This window comes from Castellaniella caeni NBRC 101664 (genome assembly GCF_001592225.1).
GTDB lineage: Bacteria > Pseudomonadota > Gammaproteobacteria > Burkholderiales > Burkholderiaceae_B > Castellaniella > Castellaniella caeni.
Genome location: NZ_BCWN01000017.1, coordinates 55,318 through 77,189, shown reverse-complemented (window position 1 = coordinate 77,189; position 21,872 = coordinate 55,318). Strand labels below are relative to the sequence as shown.

The window sequence follows — 21,872 nt, the reverse complement described above, 5'->3', positions numbered from 1 at the left end:
ATTCATCCCGAAGGTCCTCCGCATCCATCTGCCGGAAGGTTTCAAAGGGTTCTGTCAGTACGTCAAAAATCTCCCCCAGCCGATTCCGGTCTTCGATGGTTCGGTTTTCTGCCAGGTAAAACCGGGATGTGTCCTTCAGGTCTGCGCGATCAGCGTACCGTTTGAGGGCTTCGATCATGTAGGGGCTATGCGAAGACACCAGGACATATATGCCTTCTTTGATTAGCTCAACCAGAATTCTGGCTAGATGCAGCTGCCATTTAGGATGCAGGTGGTTTTCTGGTTCATCCAGAATCAGCATGGTATTTTTGCTGATGACTTCATTGGCCAGCAGGATCTGCAGCAGGCCAAACACCTTGATCCCGCTGGCAGTGTTTTTAATGGAAATCGACTTAGCGTTTTTTGTGAACACAAAATCACGGGATGATTTGTCATAGCTGATTTCGCCTGCGATCAGCTTCTGGATATTGCCAAGCAACGCTTTGTTCCTTGTGGCGAACAAGTCATTCGGTAACGCAGGTTCTTTCAACTTGTCAAATAGGTCTTTGGTGTGCAGCGTGGTATACGATCTGCCCAACGAACGGCCAGGCTTGCGGTCCACATCCAGCATGGATTGGCTGCGGATCAGCAAATCATGGTGATTGAGGATCAATGGGGAATCAATGAAAGTGACATCCTTGATATTGATAGGATCGACATCACCCTTGAGTGTGGCACCCGACGCTGCGTTAACCTCCAGATGAATCAGCAGGAAGTCTCCGTCGTAAAGGCGAATCGTGCCAGTTTTTGCGCCTTGCAGCAATAGGGATGCATCAAATTCTGATGCAAACACCTTGTTGAAAGCATTTTCAATGGATTGCCTAGTGTCCTCTGGTTGATCTGTGATCAGTTGGATTTGCTCAAGGGCATCCATGATGTCTTGTCTTGTAGATCGTGTCTCTGTTCCAGATTGTTCTAGCTGCTCAAGCGCCTCCCGGACGGTTGCAAGCTGTTCCGGTAGATTGGCTGGGCCTGTGGTGATAGCACGCAACTGTCGAAGGACGTCCGGTATTTGGCCATCGTCCGTTGGTAGTGCGCGGCGGAATTTGAAGTAAATTTCTTGCAGAATCTCGTTGACCTGATATTCCTTGGATTCCTGCAAATCTTCCTTGTACCGATTGATGGCTTTGATGATGCAGAAAACGATTTTCCCTACCGTACTTTTGCCGTTGTCGTTTTCGCCTGCGATGACGCACAGAGGGTACAGAGTTATTTCTGCTTGTTTGAGCAAGCCGATGTTCTTCAATATCAGTTTCATGCGGCCTTTCCTTGCTCAATAGCCCTGGCCATCACCTCCATTTTTTCCGCTTCCGAGTTGCCGTCCACCAAGCGCAGATAGGCTCCTCGGTAGTCGGGCTTGTGAGTGTTTTCAAGCACGAAAGCCGTGGTGGAGACCACTTCGCCGCCAATGCTGTCAAAGGCCCGTGCCCCAAGGTGCGCCATCGAGAGAATGGTGTGCTGGTCTAGGATGCGGCTGCGCAGTGCCTCGAATGAGGACAGGAACATCCAGCTTTGCATGGTGATCATGGCGACAGCGCCACCCTTCACTGCCAAATCCAGATTGCGCTCAATGAACATCGCAAACAGGTCTGATTTGCTCTTGGGGTAGTTGTCTTTGGCCCAGGCGCTCAAACGGCCGTTCATGCCCTTGCCGCCCATGTAGGGCGGGTTGGCCACTACGACGGCATAACGTGGGCTCAAGGCCTCCGTCATTCGTAGCACCTTTAGCACCCGCTGATGGGTCTCCGCCAGGAATAGCTTGCCTGCCATGTCCTTGGCTTCTAGGGTGGCCAGCACATCGGCCACGTTTTCCAGCTTCGGGCGGATCAGCGATCCAAAGTTGTCTGCCTCTGCAAACTGCTGCAGCGTGTCGCGCAGATCCTGGGTGAACAGATCCCGGCCTACGGCAGTAATGTACTCGTCCAGTTCGTCCGCAGTGAAGGTGATCTTCTCCAGCACGCAGATATTGGGTTTGATGCCTTTGCTGAAGAATCTTCGCTGCCGGGCGCGGGCCTTCATGGTCAGGGCAAAGGCGGCCAGCTCTCCCGCTCGTTCATCCAGCTCGATGCCCGTCAGGTTCTGCGTGAGGATCTTCTCGGGGATCAGGGCCGGGTCGTAGCCTTCTTCCTCGTACATGGCATACAGCAGGTCAAAGGCGTAGGTCAGGATGTGGCCGGAGCCGCAGGCCGGGTCGCACAGACGGATGTCTTCCGGGCCTTTGATCTTCAGGAAATCGGTTTCTGGCTGCTCCGGTGGGATGTAGTATTCCATCTGTTCGGCCAGACGGGATTGGGGCCGATTCAGCAGCCACAGGCGGCCCAGGGAGTTGTCCACCATGTAGCGCACGATCCAATGCGGGGTGAACAGCTGGGTGGCGGCCGGGATGTTGTCCGGGGTGATCTTCTTGTTTTTCTTCAGGCCGTCAAAGACCTGGTCTTTCTTTTCAGAGATGTAGAACTGGTACAGCCAGCCGATGACCTCGACATCCTCGCAGGCGTCGGGCGTCATGGCCTCGCGGGTATAGGCCAGAATGGAATTGCCCGATAGCAGGTCATCAGGCATCAGCAGTTCGGTGTAGTCGTTGATGCGCTGAAACAGAAACGGCATGGCCTCGTGCCAGGCGTTGCAGGCAGCTACGACCAGCAGGCGGTAGGCTTCACCCTGCGGATCGGTGCTGGTGGCGCGGCCTGCCAGGATGTCCTGGATTTTTTTCTGTATGGCGGCGGGGATGGTGTCGTCCAGGTGGCCCATTTTGGCGTCCGCCAGGATTTCCGGCTGAAACTGACCCTCGGCGGGGGATACGACCCCTACACGGGTGTAGCGGTTCATGTCCATGAAGCGCAGGGCGCAGAAGCGGTTGAACCAGGTGTAGGCCACGCGTTCGATCACCTGATCCCGGTCGCTGACGGCAATGGCCTTTTCCAGCTCTTTGACCGCCTGGGGGGCCTCGCGGCGGGCAGCGCTGTCGGTGGCCAGCACCCGGGCCAGTTTGGCCTTGACGTCTTCCATCAGCCGGGTACGGGCGAATTGGGCGAATTTTTTGAGTTTTGATGTGTCCATGGGTGTTCTTCTCAGATTCTTATGCACGTTTATACACGCGTGCATAAACCTATACACGCGTGTATAAACTAAGGTGCGTGTGTATAAAAGCTCGCCTTTTTATCACCATGCTTTTGCAGTGCCCCCTGTTTAGCTAGCCTGTTCAGCAGTCGGTATGCTTGGGGGCCGTCCAAAAAGCACAGCTCCATGACATCTGCACGAGTAATTCTGCCGTGCTTTTCAATGAAGCGATGCACCATCTGCTCCTGCTGGATGGCGTCAAACCCCGCTTGCCGCACATACGCCGCCTTCTGGCCAGCCCCTTGGTAAACCTTGGCGCTCAGGGTGTAGCTGCGACCTTTCCCGCTACCGTGAGCCTCGATCAAACCCGCTTCTACCAGTTTTTCCAGGGTGCCACGCACCGAGCTTTCGGGCTTTTGCACAGCCTTGCTCAAAACCTGGGTGTTGCTGCGCCGTTGTGTGCGCAACTGCGACAGGATGATCAGGCTGTCGATGGGCAGTGGCGATCCGTCACGCCCTTCCTGCTGGACGATCATGCGCAGGAATTCCGTGTCTGCAGTGGCTACGCGCATCTGTACGCTGACGGTATGGGGTGACGACAGGCCGTAATCCGGTGCAGGGCGGCCATAGCGCAGCATGCCTTCGAAGATCCGGTCGATGCCGCGCCCTGTGCGTTCCGCCAGGCCAACGCGCTTGATGATGTCGGCCAGCAGAGGGTTGCGAGATCTGGGGATGGCGACCAGCAGATTGTCCAGGTTCACGCCTTCGACAAAGCCGCCCGGGTTGCTGACATTCAGGCCCTCATCATCCAGCCTGACGTGCACGGCGCCCAGGATGCTGTAATCGCGGTGGACCAGGGCGTTGACGAAGGCCTCCCGAAAGGCGCGCCGATCGAAATTGGGGATAGGGACCCGAAACAGCCCGATCTCGATTTCTTCTTCTTCCACGCGCGCGCGAAACAGCAGGTCGATTTCGTCAAAGGTTTCCAGCAACGGCTTGCGGTAAAACTCATTGACCAGTACGTCGGTGCCGCGCAGTACCTGAAAGGCCACCTCGTGGGCCGGCAGGTGCTGGCGCAACTGCCTCTCGTTACCCAGAAGCAGCAGACCGGCGATGGTGGGGTGCAGTCGGCCATCAGGGCCTTTTACAGCCAGCCCCAGCGCCCCGTCCAGTTCTTCGTCGGCCAGGGGCAGCAGGCTCTGGTCGCCGCCGTATTTCTTGATGGCGTTGCGGATGCGCAAGCGCTGCAAGGCGTCCAGTTCGTCCATGGAGAGCGCTTCGATGGGTAGCGCGGACGGATCCATCAGGGCCAGGCCGGATTGTCGTTGGATGAACTCATGGGGGTAGAAGGGGACGGCCTCTGGCGTACCGTCGATCTTCAGGCGCCGACGCTGCAGCAGGCCGTCTGACGTGGAAACCAGTTGTCGGGATTTTGGCACCTGGATACGGGCGACGCGTTGCCCGTTGAGGGTCAGGGCTTCCACACGGACCGCGATGGATGGAATCGTCTTGTTGGCGATCAGAGCGGGCAAGCCCGTGGTGTTCTGGTGCTTTGCATGCAGCCCGGTGATGGTGCCGTCGTCGTCCACGCCCAGGAACAGGTCGCCGCCTTCGGTATTGGCCAGCGCCACCACAGCGGCGACCAGCTCCTTGTCTGGCAGGCAATCCATATCCCGCTTGAATTCAACGGTCAGGCTTTCGCCTTGCTGGATCAGGGTGATGAGTTGAGCCTGGGTCTCGTCCATGGGGCGTCCTTACACCTGCACCTTGTGCCCAGCCTGGATGGCTTGCAGCAGCGCCTGACGCAAGCTGTCCAGGTAATGCTCGACATCGGCCTCGTCGGCGACCCAGGCCTTTTGGTACGAAACCGTCAGAGATCGGGCGGCGATGGTGGTGCGTCCTGGTGCGGGGGGATTGTCAGCCTCGGGCTCGTCGGTGGGCCCAGACGGGAGGGCATCGGTTTCGGTGCTGTCTGTGGATACAGTAGCCGGTTCAGGCTGCTGGAGAGCCCCGGCCATGTCGGCTACACGCTCCAGCAGTTTCAGGTAGCCATCGTCCTGGAAACGGCGCACACGGTCGCGGATGATGCCGACCAGCCGCTCTTGCTGAATCTGGTTGGCCAACTGGCTGAAGTGTGACAGCAGTTCTTCCTGGCGTTGAGGCGGCAGCTTCTGGTATTCGGGCGTATTCTGCAGGCGGTCGCGCAGGTCATTCAGGTTGGCCAGCGCCTGATCCCGTGTTTGCCCCAGCTTTTCCTGGATGCGGGCCTTCAGCGCGTCTACTCGGCCCTTCAGCTGCTGGATGTGCTGGCCGCGATAGCAGTGGGGATCGTCCAGGGTGCGGCGGATCTGCTGGATCTCGTCGCCCGAGACCTCGTCCAGGTTGGCGGCTTCGGATTTCAGCAGCCGCTGGGCGTCGTCGTAGATCACCTTTTGCGGGCCAGGTGTGCGCGGGTCCCCCATGAAACCTTGGATTGGTGCAATGACCTGCTCTTTCAGATCCAGCAGCCCGTCTTCCTGGGATCGAAGTTCGGTCAGGAACCAGGCGTAGGGCTGGCTTGCCAGCGGTTTCAGCTGGGCGATAGCCGCCTGCAGATCAGCCATGAAGGGGTATTGGGTGATCTGTGCGGCCAGCGGGGCCAGGTCGTGCACCAGCGTTTGTAGGGCGGCGGCGGTCTCCTGGCCCAGGGCCTTGGCCTCGTTGCTGCCTGCTGGTTGGTTGAAGAACGCTTCAAAAAAGGACTTCAGGCCGCGCACCTGGGACGCAGTGAATTCGATCTGCGGCTCCAGCACCACGTGGCCTTGAGCCTGGGTGTTGCGCAGCGCCTGTTCCAGAGCGTCGATGTCCAGCAGGCCGGCATCCTTGCGGGCCTCGACCTTGCCCCGGGCCCACAGCATGGCCAGCACACACAGCACGGCGGCGTAGGGCCAGCCATAGGGCTTGTACTCGAAGCGCTCCAGCAAGGTCTTGACGGTGACGCGGATGCCTTGCTGCTTCTGGCTCTGGATGAAGGCCAGCATCTCTTGTTCGGATTCGGTCAGGGTGGTGGCGTCGTTGCCGACCAGGCTGTCGCTGTGGTGCTCCAGGTACTTGCGGATGTCGCTTTCGCTGAAGGCGATGCCGCGCAGCATGCGCAGGTTGGGGTACACGCGGGTGACCAGGTCCTGGAAGCCGCGCATGATGCGGGTTTGCGGCTCCTGCCCCGAGACCTCGATGTCCGAGCCCGCAATCATCAGCCTGGCGGTGCCCAGCAGGCCGTGGACCTGAACGCGCAGCCGTTCGGCGCGCTGCCGGTTCTGTTCGCCTTTGTCGCTGAGGATGCGTTTGACCGAGGCGTTCTGCGTGCGGCTGATGTTTTGCTGGATGTATTTGTCGGTACGTTTCAGCATCAGCAGCTCGTGCATCAGCCGGGCGTCGGGTGGCATGGCCACCACCAGGGATTCCTGCTCGTAGGCCGATAGCCGCTGCAGGCCCTGTTCGCTTTCTGCGTAGTCATGAAAGGGGCTGATGACATGGATGCACAGCTCGTGCTCGCGTCCGGCCAGTCGTTCATCCAGTTTGCGGGTATAGGCGTAGTCCTGGGCGGTGCCGTCGCCGGCGTCCACACGGATCTTGTTCTGTTTGATGATGCCGTCAAAGACCAGCTTCACCAGCTCGGCGGCTACGTCGGCCGTTTCAACCTCGGTGTCCTTGATTTCCTGCTCGATGTCCTTTTCTTCGTCGGTCAGGTATTCATACAGGTCGCCGTTGCGCTGAATGTAGGTCTGCTGTTCCAGCAGGGCCAGGGCTTCTTCCACCTGCTTGCGCAGCGCAGGCAGGTCCTGGTTGAAGCGATCCAGCATCAGCACGCACAGATTGCGCGGGCTGGGCTTGAATTCCTTCACGTATTTGACCAGGAACAGGGTTTTCAGCAGCCGGATGGCGAAGTCATGGTTCAGGTTGGATTCGGCCATCAGAATGGCCCGCTGGATGTTGGATTTCAGCGCGGTGCGGATGCCTTCGAACATCAGGTCAAAGGTCGCCAGCTGACCTAGCTCGTGATCGGCGATATGTTTGGCCACCTGCTGGAAGACGCCCAGCATGGACCGTTCGCCTACCGAACTGTGCTTGCCCTCGAAGGCGCTGTGCTTGGACAGGTTCTGGATGGCTGACTGAAACAGGGTGAACTGGTAGGGGATGAAGGGGTAGCTGTTGACGAAGTGGTCCCGATCCCGAAAATTCTGGTAGGTGGGGGTGCCATCGGCAAAGTCGAACAAGGTCTTGAAGTTGTTCGATTGTTCTGAGTAGATCGTGGCCAGTGCCTGGACGCCTGCTTCAGTTTTGCTCAGCAGGCGTTTCTGGATGACTTCGGCTACATCCTGGGATGTGAGCTTCATGCGGTTGGCAAAACGGGCCTGGATCTTGGTGAAGTCATTGCCCTGGCGGGCGTTCATTTCGCCGATCACCGTGTCCATTTCCTCCTGGGCGGTCACGATGATCCAGGCGCGGCCCCGGCACTTGGTGGCCAGGCTTTCTGCAATGGTCTGCAGGTTGGTCATCAGCTTGATGTTGTCGGCGATGTACTGCCCCACCTCATCCACAAAGAAGTTCAGCCGGAAATTGGGCGGCTGGCGTTCGATGTAGGCCTGTACCTGCTGGGCGAAGTCTTCGATGGACACGCGGTACGTGCTGCGGTATTTGTCCAAGATGCCCTGGGCCTGGGCAGTGTCGCCGCCAGTGACCTGCGCATAAGCCTGGGCAATGTTGCGGCTTTCCAGCAGGGCCTGTTCGCGGCCCGTGTGCCAGCTGCGCCCGGCGATGGCCTGGTAGGCCGCCTGGAAATCCTGATACTGATCCCGGCTGTCCAGGTCTCGTTCGAACTGGGCGATATGGCCTTGTTTGCCGTAATAGCCGCACATCTCGTCAAAGACCTTCACAAAGACGGCCAGCAGGGCGTCGATCTGGGTCTTGCTGATGACATCGGCTTTCTGGTCGATGTTGAACAGGATGCTGCGTGAGGGCAGTGAGACGGCCTTTTGCAGGCTGGCCCGCAGCAGCGCATCGTCGCCACACTTGGGCAGGAACAGATCCAGCGCGTGGATGCCGTCGATGGGGCGGTTTTCCAGCACCAGGGCCAGCATCTTCAGCAGGTGTGATTTCCCGGACCCGAAAAAGCCCGAGACCCACACCCCATTGGCGTTGTGATAGTCGTTGTAGGCATCCAGGAAGCTGGACAGGCGCTTTTCGACCTCGTTGGTCAGAACGTATTCTTCGATTTCCAGACGCAGGCTGGCCTCGTCGTCGGCCTTGATGACGCCCTCGATCGGGCGGTCAACGGGCTTCTGGAAAATGGTCTTCAGGTTCATGGTGCGCGCCTTGCTCAGACTTCACAGTGATAGATGTTGAATGCCCGGTAATACTTGTCGTCGTGCATTCGGCAAAACAGATCCAGCGAGGCGCCGGTGGCCACAGAATGGGAATAATCCCCCGGGAAGAACAGCACGGTGGGGCGATCCTTGGCGGTGCTTTGCAGATTGTTCAGTACATTGTGCGAACGAATATACGGGAAGACTTCACCCACGCCCGACAGAAACAGGACATCAAAGGAGGTTTGCGCCAGCTGGGTGGCGATGGCGGGGATCAGGTGGCTTTCCGGGTCCAGTACCCCTTGCAGCAGCTCCAGCAGCTGAGGTTTGTCCACATCGGACTCCATGTCCAGGATCTGGTCCCAGATGCCGCGATCCTTCAGGATCTGAATCGACAGGTCATACAGATTGATGTCCAGCACCGTCACCCCTTGCTGGGCCAGGCTGGTGATCAGCTGCCCCTGCAGGCGTTGCATGGCCTCGGCTTCCTGGGGCTTGTAGGGGCAGATAAAGAACGGCACCTCATTGCCCAAGCCCTGCTTGTTCAAGAAGCGCTGGCCGGAAATCACCTTCAGCAGATGCTGAAAGCGTTCTGGCAGGGGGCTGTGTGCGAGATCGGCCGTCATGAGATGGTATGAGTCAGATCCGGTGCGGAGATCGGGAAAAAGGATAGATTAGCGGGCGATTGCGACATTAAGTGTCGCAATAGCCTGGGGCTGAGCAACGCCGCCAGGATGGTGCCGCTTTTGTCCAGTAGCCCTGCCTCATGCAGCATGCGAAACAGCACCGCCCGCAACTTGCCGCGGGTGGCGGGGCTGATGCGGTCCAGGGCAGGACGCCATTGCGCCTGCTGGTTGAAGAATGCGTTGAACTCTTCGTGGCTCAAGGTAGCTTTCAGTGTGATGTAGCGTTCGTGCAGCACGTCGGTGGCAAATTGCCCGACGAAGGGATAGCAGCGGCAAATGGCCAGCCACAGCAGGCAGTTCTGCTCGTCGGGCGTGCCGTCCAGCAGTAGCCGCAGCTCTTGGTCACTCAGGGTTTGCAGCCGCAAGACCAATTCGCGGCTGGTGCGACGCAGTGTGGACTGGGTGCGGGCCTGCAGCAGGTTGCTGTCCAGGGCATGCGCCCAGGTGCTGTCCCAGTCTCCCAGCTGCTGATGCACCTCGGCCAGCCGCAGGGATTCCTGGTGAAACAGGCCGCCTGTAGTGAAGGACAGACGGTAGCTGTCCTTGTTCTGCCCGGCCGTCTGGATAAACGACCGGCTCATGAGCGATGTTCTGCCGGGCCCCCGGCTTTGACCCAGGTGTCCACTTCGTCACGCTTGAACTTCCACAGCCTGCCCAGACGGTGCGCCGGCATGGCGTGCTTGTCGATCCATTTGTACACGGTGTCATTGCTGACCCCGAGGTACTGGCAGATCTCGCTGATCGAAAGCCAGCGGTCTTCGAGCAAGGTGGCGTTGTCCGAGGTGGACGCGGGGGAGGGATTGGGCATGAGGCTCGCGGGGAACGTAACAGAATTGTCCTGGTGCCTCTGGACAGTAGCTGACGGTGGGAGTGGGTGTCAACCGATCTTTGCCGATTGGTGCCAAACATGGACTAAGAAAAGGTAGGCTGAACTCCGTGAGCCAGCCTGACTTCAGCGCCTGCGCCGTCTCCGGCGGCTGGAACCTTTGGATGAATTCAAGTGCGCCATGATCACATTTGGGATGACGATGGGCAGGAAGATCACGGCGAGCGAGAAGCTGACGATAAAGGAGAACAAGGAAAGAATGAATCTCATGGCATGCACACAATCCCAGAGGCAGGGCAATCCGATCAATATACATCTTGTATCAATTTTCCCTCATTGAGTCTGGGAGCCCCCTCGGGCGGCTCCTCGCGATTCAGGATGTACGCAGTCTGCCTCTCGTCGGGCTCAAACAGCAACGATGCATCCAGATCTCGTCGGCTGAGCCTGCGGGCGCAATAGTAAGCTTTAACGGTCTTCGGCTACGATGTCACTGGATGGTGGATAGCAGAAAAATGGCGAGATAGGGAATGACTGCCACACAGAACAATAGCAGCAGGGTGATCTCACGCGCTGTGCCGAGGACATCCTGCTGGCGCGAGAGCATCACTTTCCTGAGACCATTGCGGACTTGTACGGCCCCGAGAACATGCCCGCTGATTTGCGGGCCGCGCGCGACTGCAGCGACGAGGTGCTGGAACGCATCTACATCGGTCGCCGCTTCAAGAATGACATCGAACGGTTGGAAAAGCTGTTCGATCTTTACACCAAGATGACCGCTTCGGCTGCACCGGCCAAGGGCAAGAAGCGCAAAACAGGGGCCAGGACATGAGCGGCAAACCCGTCAAATTGACACCAGAGCCCGAAGGCTATGCGGGCTGGCTGGCTGACCTGAAGACCCGCATCCATACGGCCCAGCAGCGTGCTGCATTGGCGGTCAACCGTGAACTGGTGCTGCTGTACTGGCAGATCGGTCGGGATATCCTTGCACGGCAGGCCGCGCAGGGCTGGGGGGCGAAAGTCATCGAGCGGCTGTCGCAGGACTTGCGTTCGGCCTTCCCAGAGATGAAGGGCTTTTCTCGCGCCAACCTGATGTATATGCGGGCGTTCGCGGCGGCTTGACCGGATGAACAAATTGTCCAACAGGCTGTTGGACAATTGCCCTGGGGCCACAATCTGGTGCTGCTGACGCAGCTGAAAGACCCAGCACAGCGGCTGGCCTATGCCGAAATCTTCTGTTTCGGTCACCCATGGACGCAATGGTGCCTCGACCAAGGCCAATGCGCTTGGGATGCGGCCCATACAGGAGCGGGTCTACGAAAAACGGGGTGAGCAATATCTGCTGATCAAATCGCCGCCCGCCTCGGACAAGAGTCGTGCATGGTTCACCAACCTGGTCGCTGCCGTCGATGCGGTTGGTCATGTCGTCCTGTTTTGTACGCAACAAGTACGCAAAACCGCTGCAATAATAGCGTCAGCCGCGCGTGTGACGGTTGATGAGGGAAATGCATGACGGTTTCAATCTTGAACGCCTGGCGCCGACAGGTGTTGGCCCACCGGGTGCCTGCGGTGGGCTTGCTGGTGGCGCTGCTGGCTGTGGCCTGGCTGCTGCTCGACAGCGGGGTGGAATCATTTTCGGGCGATAACCGCGGCTACCTGGGCTATGCGGTGCTGGGGGGCCTGGCGGGGTTCGGGGCCACGGCGCTGGGGGCCTTGGGGGCGCTGGTGCTGCGCCGGGTCGAGACCCGGGCACAGGACTGCATGCTGGGCTTTGCCGCCGGCATGATGCTGGCGGCGGCTTCCTTTTCACTGATCTTGCCGGGGCTGGACGCGGCCCGTGCGCTGCTGGGCAGCGGCACGGGCGCGGCCTTTACCGTCGTGGTGGGGTTGGCGCTTGGCGTGCTGCTGATGCTGGGGTTGGACTACTTCACGCCGCACGTGCATGAAGGCGTGGGGCCCCGTGGCCCCGCAATCGAGCGTATCAACGGGGTCTGGCTCTTCGTGCTGGCCATCATTTTGCACAACCTGCCTGAGGGCATGGCCATTGGGGTCGGCTTCGCGCAGGGCGACTTGTCGGTCGGCCTGCCGCTCACCACGGCCATCGCCATCCAGGACATTCCCGAAGGTCTCGCGGTGGCGCTGGCCTTGCGGGCGATCGGCCTGGGCATGGGGTCGGCGGTGGGCGTGGCGGTGGCTTCGGGGCTGATGGAGCCGCTGGGCGCTCTGGTCGGGGTCGGCATGGCCAGCGGCCTGCCGATCGCCTATCCCGTCAGCCTGGGGCTGGCCGCCGGGGCCATGATCTTCGTCGTGTCCCATGAGGTGATCCCTGAAACCCATCGCAATGGGCACCAGACCGCCGCCACGGTGGGGCTGATGGCGGGGTTTGCCGTGATGATGTTTCTCGACACGGCGCTGGGCTGACGCCGCCATGGGGGGCGGCGGGCCGTCGCTGGCGTCCCCGCGTCGGCGGCAGAGTCGGCGCGGAGGCGCGCCTCAATCCAGCTTGTCGCCCGCGATGCGGCGCACCACGACGTAGAACACCGGCACCAGCAACAGGCCGAACACGGTGGCAAACAGCATGCCGCCGATGACGCCGGTGCCGATGGCGTGGCGCGCGTTGGCACCCGCGCCGGTGGAGATGAAGAGCGGAAACACGCCCAGGATGAAGGCCAGCGAGGTCATCAGGATGGGGCGAAAGCGCAGCCGCGCGGCGGTCAGCACGGCCTCGCGCAGGGTCTTGCCTTCGGCCTGCGCCGTGACCGCGTATTCGATGATCAGGATGGCGTTTTTGGCCGCCAGGCCAATCACCGTCACCAGGCCGATCTTGAAGAACACGTCGTTGGCCAGGCCGCGCCCCATGGTGAACAGCACCGTGCCCAGCAGGGCCAGCGGCACGATCAGCAGCACGGCCACCGGCACCGACCAGCTTTCATAAAGCGCGGCCAGCGTCAGGAACACCACCAGGATGGACAGCGCCATGAGCAGCGGGGCGCCGTTGCTGGAGGCCACCTCTTGAAATGACTCGCCGGCCCAGTCGTAGCCAAAGCCGTGGGGCAGATCGCGGGCCACGATGTCCTGCATGGCGTCCATTGCCTCGCCCGAAGCGAAGCCGGGAGCCGCATCGCCCACCACTTCGATGGCCGGGTTGCCGTTGAAGCGCGTCAGCGACGGCGACACGAGCGTCCAGTGACTGCGGATCACGCTGGAGATGGGGATCATCGCGGGTGTGCCGTCCGCGTTTTTCTGCGTGCTGCTGGGCGTGTAGATGTCGTCGAACGCCGCGCGGCTCATGCGGTAGGGCGCGTCGGCCTGCAGCATGACGAACTTCACGCGGCCCTCGGCGAACATCTGGCCCACCTGGGTAGGGGCCAGCATCAGGCTGGCGGCGCTGGCCACGTCGGTGGCCGACAGCCCCATCGAGGCGGCCTGCACACGGTCGATATTGAAATCGAGCTGGGGCGCGGGCGGCAGCTGGTTGGCCCGCACGTTGACCAGCACCGGCTTGTCTTTGGATTTGGCCTGCACCGTCTGCAGGGCCTGGTCGAGCGCCGTGCGCCCCAGGCCCGCCGTGTCTTCCAGGTACATGTCGAAGCCGCCGAACTGCCCCAGCCCGTGCACCGTGGGCAGATTGACGACGACGATGGAGGCATCGCGGATGTGCTTGTGCAGCAGGGCATTCAGCTGTGGAATCAGCTGCTCGGCGGACTGCGCGCGGGCGCCCCAGTCTTTCAGCTGGATGAACGCCATGCCGTTGTTCTCGCCCGAACCCACCGGGCTGAAGCCGATGATCTGCATGACGTGCTGGATGTCGGGTTCTTTGCGCAGCACGTCCCAGACCTGGCCCATCACCGCCTGGCTGCGCTGCTTGGTGGCGCCGGGCGGCAGCTGCACCATGGCCAGCACGTAGCCCTGGTCTTCCTGGGGCAGGAAGCTGTTGGGCAGCTTGACGTAGAGAAAGCCCGCGCTGGCCACGACCACGGCAAACACCATCATCCAGCGCGGCGCGTGGCGCACGGCGTGGGCGATGTGGCCGAGGTAGGTGCCGTGTGTCCAGTTGAACAGTGCGTTGAACTTGCGAAACAGCACGTTCTTCGCGCGTTCGTGTTCGGGCTTCAGGTAGGCCGCGCACAGGGCGGGGGTGAAGGTCAGCGCCAGAAAGGCCGAGAAGAACATCGACACGGCAATCGTCAGCGCGAATTGGCGGTAGATGATGCCGGTGGAGCCCGTTTGCAGCGCCGAGGGCACGAACACCGCCAGCAGCACGGCGGTGATGGCCACCACCGCGCCGGAGATTTCTTTCATGCCCTTGTGCGCGGCCTCTTTGGGCGACAGGCCCTGCTCGGACATGATGCGTTCGATGTTTTCGATGACGACGATGGCGTCGTCCACGACGATGCCGATGGCCATCACCATGCCAAACAGGCTGAGCTGGTTGATGGTGAAGCCCAGCGCGTCCATGCCGATGAAGGCCCCGAGCAGCGCCACCGGGATGACGACCGCCGGGATGATGGTGGCGCGAAAGTTTTGCAGAAAGACCAGCATCACCAGAAACACCAGCACCAGCGCCTCGACCAGTGTGGTCAGCACGTCCTGGATGGAAATCGTGATGAACGTCGTGGTGTCGTAGGGCACCGACCAGGTGACCCCCTCGGGAAAGCCCACCTGCAGCTTGGCCATCTCGGCGCGCACCGCCTTGGCGACCGCCAGGCCATTGGCGCCCGGCAGGGTCTGGATGGCGAAGGCGCCGACCGGCTTGCCGTCGTAGAGGGTGTCGAAGCCGTATCCCTGCGGCCCGAAATCCGCCGTGGCGATGTCCCCGAGCTTGACCGCGGTGCCGTCCGGATTGGCGCGCAGGATGATGCCCAGGAATTGTTCGGGAGTGGAGAACAGGCCTTCGCCCGCCACGTTGGCGGTAAAGCCCCAGCCCTTGATGGCGGGATCCGCGCCCAGCGCGCCGGCCGCCACCTGGATGTTTTGCGTCTGCAGCGCGTCAATCACGTCGGTGGCCGACAGGCCGTAGCCGTGCATTTTTTCCGGGTTCAGCCAGATGCGCATGGCGTATTCGGCGCCGAACTGGTTGGTGGCCCCCACGCCCGCGATGCGTGAAATCGGATTGAGCACCTGCGAGGCGATGATGTCATTGAGCCGGTCGCGGCCGATCGCGGGGTCGCTCGACTGCAGGGCGATCGCCATCAGGGTGTCCGGGTTGGCCTTGGCGACGATGATGCCCTGCGCGAGCACGGCGGGCGGCAGCCGGGGTTCGGCCCGGGAGACTTGGTTCTGCGTCTGCATGGCCGCGATGTCGGGGTCGGTGCCGGGCTTGAAGGTGAGGGTGATGGCGACGCGTCCGCTGGAACTGGTGGACGAGCTGAAATACAGCAGGTTGTCGATGCCGGTGAGCTGCTGCTCGATGACTTCGGTGACCGAGCCTTCGGCGGTGCTGGAACTGGCGCCTGGGTAGTGGGCGACGATCGACACTTGGGGTGGCGCGATGTTGGGGTAGGACTGCACCCCGAGGCTGCCGATGGCCAGCACCCCGCCCAGCGTGATCAGGATCGCGATCACCCAGGCGAAAATGGGCCTGTCGATGAAGAAGTTCGACATGAGGGGATCCTGGTTATGAGCCGCTGGCGTGTGGTGCCGCGGCGGGTGCCATATGGGCGGCCTGGGCCGCCGGAGCGGGCGGCTGCCAGGGTTCCGTGCGGGCGGGCGCGCCGATCTGCACTGTCTGGATGCCGGACACGATCACCCGGTCGCCCGCGGTCAGGCCGGATGTGACGACCCAATCGAGCCCCTGTGTGCCGTCGGCCGTGACGTTGCGGTGCGTGACCTTGTCGTCCGCGCCCACCACCAGCACGTACGTGCCCGTGATGTCGCGCTGTACCGCCGCCAGGGGGATCAGGAATGCGTTGTGGCGTTCGCCCAGCGTCAGGCCGAGCCTGACGTAGCTGCCTGGCAGCAGCTTGAAGTCGGGGTTGGGCAGCAGCGCGCGCAGCGAGACCGACCCCGTGGCGGGATCGACCGTGGGGGCGGAAAAATCCACCGTGCCGGGCGCGGCGTAGGCCGAGCCATCGGGCAGGGTGACCTTGACGGTGGTCTTGTTGGCTTGCGTCAGCCGGATGTCGCCGCGTTCGGCCGCCTGCTGCAGCGCAGTGAGGTCGTTGACGCTGATGGTGAAGTTGACGTACAGCGGGTTCAGCTGGCTGACCGTGGTGAGCAGGGTGGCCGAGCCCTGGCCGACCAGCGCGCCTTCGGTCACCTGCTGCTGGCCGGCGCGGCCATCGATCGGCGAGGTGACATTGGCGTAGCCCAGGTTGATGCGCGCGGTCTGCATGTTGGCCTGATCCGCCTGGACGGTGGCCTCTTGCTGCAGCACCAGGAATTTCTGGTCGGCGTAGGTTTGCTCGGCGATGGCGTTTTGCTGGTGCAGCCGCTGGTAGCGCGCGAGATCGGTGCGTGCCTGGGCCAGGGTGGCCTGGTCTTTGGCCAGCTGTGCCGAGACGCTGGCCAGCGCCGCTTTCAGGGGCGCCGGGTCGATCTCGAACAGCAGCTGCCCTTGCTTGACTTCGCTGCCTTCGACGTAGGCGCGCTTGAGCAGCACCCCGGCCACGCGGGCGTTGACGTCGGCGCTGCGAAACGCCGACAGGCGGCCCACCAGCTGTTTTTCAAGCGGCGCGCTGACCGGGTGCGCCGTGATGACACCCACCAGCGGCGGGGGGGCGGCCGCTGCCGTATCTTGATGCTGGCCGCAGGCCGTCAGCAGCAGGGCCAGGCAGCAGGGAACCAGGCACGAGACGAGTTTTTTCATGCTGGGAGTCGCTTACAGGGGCCATGAGGAAGATGCGGTGCCGTGGGGCGCGCGCTTGCGGCGCAGGGGGAAAGGCAGCGGTTTGCTCATGGTTCAGCCTGTGGGTGAAATAGCCGACAAGCTCCCATCGTAATGAACAGACGGCCCGATGTTCAAGCTGGAATTGGCCAGGGGGCCGCCACCCGTGCGAGCCTCATCGCGTGCGCCGCCATTCGACCACCCCGATGCCGATGCCGCTGGCGCAGATGACGAAGATGCTCAGCCAGGAGATCGCGTCGGGAAATTGCCCCCAGATCAGCCAGCCGAGCACGGTGGCGCTGATGATCTGAAAATACAGAAAAGGGGCCAGCATCGAGGCGGGGGCATGGCGGTAGGCCTGAATCTGCAGAAAATGGCCCAGCGCGCCCCAGAATCCGGTGCCCGCCAGCACCAGCCAGTGCCAGGATTCAAGCCCGCTGAGCACGCGCAGCAGGTCACCTGCGTACAAGGGCAGCAAGGCCAGCAGCGCCACACTGCCCGTACCGCCGCTCCAGATGAGCGTCGTGTAGGGGTCTTCGCCCGCCAGCTTGCGCGAGACGATGTACAGCAGGGCCATCGAGCCCGCCGTGAGCAGGCCGTACAGTACGCCGACGGGGTCGAGGCTGGAGCCTGGCCGGATGATGATGAGCACCCCCAGGAAGCCGATGCCTGCGGCCACCCAGCGCGACAGGTAGGCGCGCTCGCCCAGCGCCCAGGGGGCCGAGACCAGCATCAGCAGCGGGGCGAGAAAGCTCATGGCTGTGGCTTCCGCCTGAGGCAGATAGTGCAGCGTCATGAAAAACAGCATGGTCACGGCCAGCAGCGAAATGCCGCGGGCCAGCTGCATGCCGGGCCGCGCGCTGCGGATGGCGTGCCAGCCCCGCGCGGGCACGACCACCGACAGGGCCAGCAGCAGATGCACCAGATAGCGCCACAGGCACAGCACCATCAGCGTCACGCCGACTTCCGCCCCCATGAGAAACTTGCCGCTGGCATCCAGCATGGACAGCGACCATGATGAGCAGATGAGGAAGATGACGCCGAGCAGGTGCATGGGGGCGCGCCGCCTTAGACGGGGAACACCGCGTTGATCTGCCCCGTCCCCGAGCTGCCGAAGTATGGCGTGAGGATCTCGGCCTTGCCCTGGTATTCGTCCCAGCCCAGCGCCCCCAGCAGCATCGCGGTGTCGTGCATATTGCCTTCGCCGTGGCATTTGTCGGCGTATTCGGGCAGCATGGTGCAGAAGGTCTTCCAGTCGCCGCGCTGCCACATGTCGATGACGGCGTGATCCATGGTCTCCAGGAACGGGCTCCAGACCTTGAAGAGGTAGTCTTCCGCCACCCCGTTCTGCGCGAAGCGGTGCGACAGCGAGCCGCTGGCCAGGAAGGCCACGGTGCCGTCGTACGATTCTTCGACCGCGCGGCGCATCGAGGCGCCCAGTTTGGCCGAATCTTGCAGGCTGTGCACGGTGCACAAAGCGGCCACCGACACCACCTTGAAGTGCTTGTCTTCGTTCATGTAGCGCATGGGCACCAGCGTGCCGTATTCCAGTTCGAGGCTGGTGGCGTCGTGCGCCCGCACGCGCACGCCGTCGGCGGTGCAGGCGTCGGCCAGCAGCTTGCCCAGGGCCGGGTTGCCGGGGTAGGCGTAGGGCATGTTCTTGATGAAGTGCGGCAGCTCGTTGCTGGTGTAGATGCCTTCGAAGTGAGGGGCCGAGTTGATGTGGTAGCCCGAGTTGACCAGCCAGTGGGTGTCGAAGACCACCAGCGTATCGACGCCCAGCGCGCGGCAGCGGCGGCTGATCTCGATGTGCCCGTCGATGGCGGGCTGGCGGCAGCCCTTGTGCGGGCCGTCCTGCTCGGAAATGTACATGGACGGGACGTGTGTGATTTTTGCTGCCAAAGCGACTTTACCCATTTTATGTCTCCGCAAGTGAGGGGGAAGGGGTGCTGCTGAAGGGGACGGCGTGCTGGCGGCGTGTCAGCCGCTGGCCTTGTGCCGTGGCAAGGCCGGAAAATGAAGAGGAAACGACCGGGCCGGCGGCTGGCTGGACAGCATGTCGAGCGTGGCTTTGATGCGTTCGTACGCGGGACGCCCCTGCGCGGAAATCAGGCTGCGCACCTGGTCGAACTGCTCGTGTTGCGCAGCCGACAGAATGCGCGCCCGGGTCGTCCGGTACGCGGCCAGCGCCTGCTCGAACGCCTGCTGACCTGCCGCGCCTGGGTGCCGCGCCGTGTGGCGCTGCCAGGCGTCGTCGATGATCTGGTCGATCTGCCGGATGCGCGTGACGACCGGTGCGATCTGCTGGAAGGATTCGGCGTTCTTGATGAGGATGTTGCAGGCCCGCATTTCCTCGGCGCAGGTGAGCAGTACGTCGAGCGTGCGCTGCCGCGGTTGCAGGGCCATGGTCTTGTGTTTGAAGTCGCCGATCACGCCCTGGATGTCGCGGATGTTGGCGTTGCTCTTGCCGACCCATTCGATGGCGCGCTGCGTGATGCCCGAGAGCTGATCGACCTCGTGGACGATGTCGCCGCTCAGGCGCGTCTGGGTCTGCGCCGCGTCGGCCATCTGGTTGGCGGCGTCGAGCGTGCGCTGCGAATGCTGGTGGATGTCGGCCAGCATGGTTTCGGCCTGCTGCGAGCTGCGGATCCCCGTCTGGATGTCGTCGATGACGCGCGTGAGGAAGTCGCCGGCGGCCTGCGTGCTGCTGGTGATCCCGGCGATCATCCGGTGGATCTGGTCGGTGGCGTCGTCCGCCTTGGCGGCCAGTTTTCTGACTTCTTCGGCGACGACCCCGAAGCCCTTGCCGTGCTCGCCGGCGCGCACGGCTTCGACGGCGGCGTTCAGGGACAACAAATTGGTTTGCATGGCGACCTCGCGGATCAGCCGCAGCACTGTCTCGATGGCCTCGGCGTGCTGCCGGACTTCCTCGAAGCGCTGACCAAGCCCATCGGCGGATTCGCCCAGGGACGCGATGCGCCCGGAGGTTTCGTGCACGAGGCGATGGCTTTGCGCCGAGAGCGCATGCATGCTTTGCACCTCGGTGCGCGTGTCCTGCGCCGACTGGTCGACGGCCTGCACGCTGTGGGCGAGTTCGTCCACCTGGCCCAGCAGGGTTTGCAGGACGACGGCCTGTTCCCGCGAGGCGGTTACCACGTTGGTGAAGGAAGACATCATGCTGGCGTTGCCGACGGTCACTTGCAGCGCCTGGGCATCCAGCTGCTGCAAAGTGGCCTGCTGCTGCTTGTTGACGTATCTGAACATGGTGGCTCCCTTTTTAGCTAACTTATTAGTGAGTTAGTTCAGGTAGATCGTATCGGAAGAAAATTTCCTGAACAGCAGGGCAAACCCTTAGATTGCCGGATTTCGGTGCGTTTCCTGTGATTTCATTGCTATAGATCAATAAAGTGATGCGTTTAGTCGGTATTGACGTGAGATGATGTAGTGTGTCAGCCCTGGCAAGGGGACGCGAGCCGGTACGGTGCGTCATCCCTTGCCTGGAAACGCGTTGTTGAAAACCATGACCCCGCCGACTAGACCTCCTGCCAGGACGCACCGCCAGGCCATGCCCGATCTCGATCTGGCGCACCTGGGCGGCCCGGGTTTCGCCCACGCCGATCTGCACTACGAGGCGCTGGGCACCATCGCCAGCCAGCTGGGCCGCAGCATGGCCTTGCACCAGCATCACGATTTTTTCCAGGTGCACTACGTGCTCGAAGGGCCGGTGCGCGTGCAGCTCGAAGACCGCCTGTACCGTCTCGACGGCCCTATGGTGTTCATGACGCCGCCCGCGTTTCTGCATGCCTTCGTCACCGAAGACGACGCTGACGGCCACGTGCTGACGGTGCGCAAGCAGTGCATCTGGCCCATGCTCGGCCAGGATGCCGCGCTGGCGGGCGAGGCGGCGGCCTTGTTGCCCATGTGCCTGGGGCTGGCTGGTCTGCACGGCGAGATCGCCGACGAGGCCGCGCGCATGGATGCCCTGTTCGGCCAGCTGCGCGTCGAGTTCAAAGGCCAGCGTCCGGGGCGCGGGCAGGGCCTGCTGCTGCTCAGCCAGCTGATCTTCATCAGCCTGCTGCGCCTGATGCACCAGGCCGTGGACGTGCCCACGGCCAGCCGCGAAGAGCTGCCTTTGTTTCAGCGCTTCAGCAGCTTGCTGGAGAGTCATTTTCATGCACATTGGGCCATCCCGCGCTATGCGACCGAACTGGGGGTCACCGAGCGGCGCCTGAATGATGCCTGCCGCCAGCTGGCGGGCAAGACACCCAAGCAGCTGATCGATGAGCGTCTGATCCAGGAAGCCCGCCGCCTGCTGCTCTACACCCAGGAACCCGTGAGCCAGATCGCCTACGTGCTGGGCTTCGACGACCCGGCCTACTTCAGCCGGTTCTTTCAGCGGCACGCGAAACTGACCCCTAGCCAGTGTCGCGTGCAGATGGCCGAGGACGTCAGGTTCTGGCCGTCGCCATGAGGCTGGACAGGGCTTCTTTGAGAGCCTGCCTCTGCCGGGGCTGCTGGGCGCCGGGTCGGCGCGGGTCTTCGCGCCGTCGGGCCGCCATGTGCTTGGCCGGGTACTGGCTGGGGCTGCTGGGCGCGGGATGCGGCTGCACCAGGGAATACGCGCCCTGGTGGTAGACCAGCGGCGCGCGGCCATGATCCTCGAAGACCTCGACGCGGCCCAGCAGAATCCAGTGGTCGCCGCCATCCAGAATCTGGTGGCGGGCGCACTGGAAGCTGGCGCTGGTGTGTTCCAGCAGCAGGCAGCCGCCCAGGCCTTCCTGCAGGGCCAGCTCGGCGAAACGGTCTTCCTGCCCGCCGGCAAAACGTTTTGACAGGCCGATCTGATCCACGGCGAGGATGTTGATGGCGAAGTGGCTGGCCTGCTGAAACAAGCGGGCGCTGCCCGAGCGCTTGTCCAGGCACCAGAGCACCAGCGGCGGGTCGAGCGAGACCGAGCTGAAGCTGTTGGCCGTGACCCCCGCACGCACGCCCTCGTGCTGGGCCGTGATGACGGTGATCCCGGTGGCGAAGTTGCCCAGGGCGCGGCGCAGCGTGCGCGTATCGGTGGTGCTGGCGGCGATGGCGGTGGTCAT

17 protein-coding genes and 2 pseudogenes are annotated in these 21,872 nt (G+C 62.2%); 5 read left to right on the top strand and 14 right to left on the bottom strand.

Annotated elements, in window-relative coordinates:
- The 8 genes from CCA01S_RS11265 to CCA01S_RS16105 form a co-directional block, all read right to left on the bottom strand.
- On the bottom strand, positions 1–1,297 hold a 1,297-nt coding region (locus tag CCA01S_RS11265; protein WP_066458449.1), incomplete at its 3' end, for an AAA family ATPase.
- Positions 1,294–3,099, bottom strand: a complete 1,806-nt coding sequence (pglX, locus tag CCA01S_RS11260; protein ID WP_066458445.1) for a BREX-1 system adenine-specific DNA-methyltransferase PglX — start codon at positions 3,097–3,099, stop codon at positions 1,294–1,296. The genes CCA01S_RS11265 and pglX, both read right to left, overlap by 4 nt.
- A gap of 68 nt (positions 3,100–3,167) precedes the next feature.
- A complete protein-coding gene (locus CCA01S_RS11255; RefSeq protein ID WP_066458436.1) occupies positions 3,168–4,844 on the bottom strand; it encodes an RNA-binding domain-containing protein in 1,677 nt (558 codons plus the stop codon).
- 9 nt (positions 4,845–4,853) lie between these two features.
- Positions 4,854–8,444: a BREX system P-loop protein BrxC gene (gene brxC / locus CCA01S_RS11250; RefSeq protein WP_066458434.1), complete on the bottom strand. Its 3,591-nt coding sequence runs from the start codon at positions 8,442–8,444 to the stop codon at positions 4,854–4,856.
- 14 nt (positions 8,445–8,458) lie between these two features.
- Positions 8,459–9,070 carry a DUF1788 domain-containing protein gene (locus tag CCA01S_RS11245; protein ID WP_066458432.1) on the bottom strand — a complete coding sequence of 204 codons (612 nt, stop codon included), beginning with the start codon at positions 9,068–9,070 and terminating at the stop codon, positions 8,459–8,461.
- Positions 9,067–9,711, bottom strand: coding sequence for a DUF1819 family protein (locus CCA01S_RS11240; protein WP_066458429.1), 645 nt, complete (start codon positions 9,709–9,711; stop codon positions 9,067–9,069). Before CCA01S_RS11240 ends, CCA01S_RS11245 begins: the two co-directional genes overlap by 4 nt.
- Positions 9,708–9,938 carry a helix-turn-helix domain-containing protein gene (locus CCA01S_RS11235; protein ID WP_066458428.1) on the bottom strand — a complete coding sequence of 77 codons (231 nt, stop codon included), beginning with the start codon at positions 9,936–9,938 and terminating at the stop codon, positions 9,708–9,710. Before CCA01S_RS11235 ends, CCA01S_RS11240 begins: the two co-directional genes overlap by 4 nt.
- Positions 9,939–10,261: 323 nt before the next feature.
- On the bottom strand, positions 10,262–10,384 hold the full coding sequence (locus tag CCA01S_RS16105) for a hypothetical protein (RefSeq protein ID WP_258005695.1): 123 nt from the start codon (positions 10,382–10,384) through the stop codon (positions 10,262–10,264).
- Between the two features lie 131 nt (positions 10,385–10,515).
- Here CCA01S_RS16105 and CCA01S_RS11225 point away from each other — a divergent pair.
- The 4 genes and pseudogenes from CCA01S_RS11225 to CCA01S_RS11215 all read left to right on the top strand — a co-directional run.
- Positions 10,516–10,785, top strand: a pseudogene (locus CCA01S_RS11225) (type IIL restriction-modification enzyme MmeI); the annotation flags it as partial.
- Positions 10,782–11,213, top strand: a pseudogene (locus CCA01S_RS15860) (DUF1016 N-terminal domain-containing protein); the annotation flags it as partial. The pseudogenes CCA01S_RS11225 and CCA01S_RS15860, both read left to right, overlap by 4 nt.
- A complete protein-coding gene (locus CCA01S_RS15315; protein WP_103035704.1) occupies positions 11,176–11,466 on the top strand; it encodes a hypothetical protein in 291 nt (96 codons plus the stop codon). The pseudogene CCA01S_RS15860 and the gene CCA01S_RS15315, both read left to right, overlap by 38 nt.
- Positions 11,463–12,374, top strand: coding sequence for a ZIP family metal transporter (locus CCA01S_RS11215; protein ID WP_066458421.1), 912 nt, complete (start codon positions 11,463–11,465; stop codon positions 12,372–12,374). The genes CCA01S_RS15315 and CCA01S_RS11215 overlap by 4 nt, the downstream gene beginning before the upstream one ends.
- A 72-nt stretch (positions 12,375–12,446) precedes the next feature.
- On the opposite strand, the gene CCA01S_RS11210 is transcribed toward CCA01S_RS11215, so the two are convergent.
- The 5 genes from CCA01S_RS11210 to CCA01S_RS11190 all read right to left on the bottom strand — a co-directional run bounded on the left by CCA01S_RS11210 (position 12,447) and on the right by CCA01S_RS11190 (position 20,043).
- Positions 12,447–15,557 (bottom strand): multidrug efflux RND transporter permease subunit, encoded by a 3,111-nt coding sequence (locus tag CCA01S_RS11210; RefSeq protein WP_066458419.1) that lies wholly within the window; start codon positions 15,555–15,557, stop codon positions 12,447–12,449.
- A 13-nt stretch (positions 15,558–15,570) separates the two neighbouring features.
- Positions 15,571–16,761 carry an efflux RND transporter periplasmic adaptor subunit gene (locus CCA01S_RS11205; RefSeq protein ID WP_066458413.1) on the bottom strand — a complete coding sequence of 397 codons (1,191 nt, stop codon included), beginning with the start codon at positions 16,759–16,761 and terminating at the stop codon, positions 15,571–15,573.
- A gap of 193 nt (positions 16,762–16,954) precedes the next feature.
- The gene (locus CCA01S_RS11200; protein WP_066458411.1) at positions 16,955–17,833 is read right to left on the bottom strand and encodes a DMT family transporter; all 879 of its coding nucleotides are present in this window, start codon (positions 17,831–17,833) and stop codon (positions 16,955–16,957) included.
- A gap of 14 nt (positions 17,834–17,847) precedes the next feature.
- On the bottom strand, positions 17,848–18,696 hold the full coding sequence (gene hpaD / locus CCA01S_RS11195; protein ID WP_066458409.1) for a 3,4-dihydroxyphenylacetate 2,3-dioxygenase: 849 nt from the start codon (positions 18,694–18,696) through the stop codon (positions 17,848–17,850).
- A gap of 63 nt (positions 18,697–18,759) precedes the next feature.
- Positions 18,760–20,043: a methyl-accepting chemotaxis protein gene (locus CCA01S_RS11190; RefSeq protein WP_066458407.1), complete on the bottom strand. Its 1,284-nt coding sequence runs from the start codon at positions 20,041–20,043 to the stop codon at positions 18,760–18,762.
- 301 nt (positions 20,044–20,344) lie between these two features.
- Between CCA01S_RS11190 and hpaA the strand changes: the two genes are divergently transcribed.
- A complete protein-coding gene (gene hpaA / locus CCA01S_RS11185; protein ID WP_198149993.1) occupies positions 20,345–21,250 on the top strand; it encodes a 4-hydroxyphenylacetate catabolism regulatory protein HpaA in 906 nt (301 codons plus the stop codon).
- Here the strand turns inward: hpaA and CCA01S_RS11180 are convergent.
- Complete coding sequence (locus CCA01S_RS11180; RefSeq protein ID WP_066458404.1) at positions 21,228–21,872, bottom strand: flavin reductase family protein; 645 nt, start codon at positions 21,870–21,872, stop codon at positions 21,228–21,230. The genes hpaA and CCA01S_RS11180 overlap by 23 nt on opposite strands.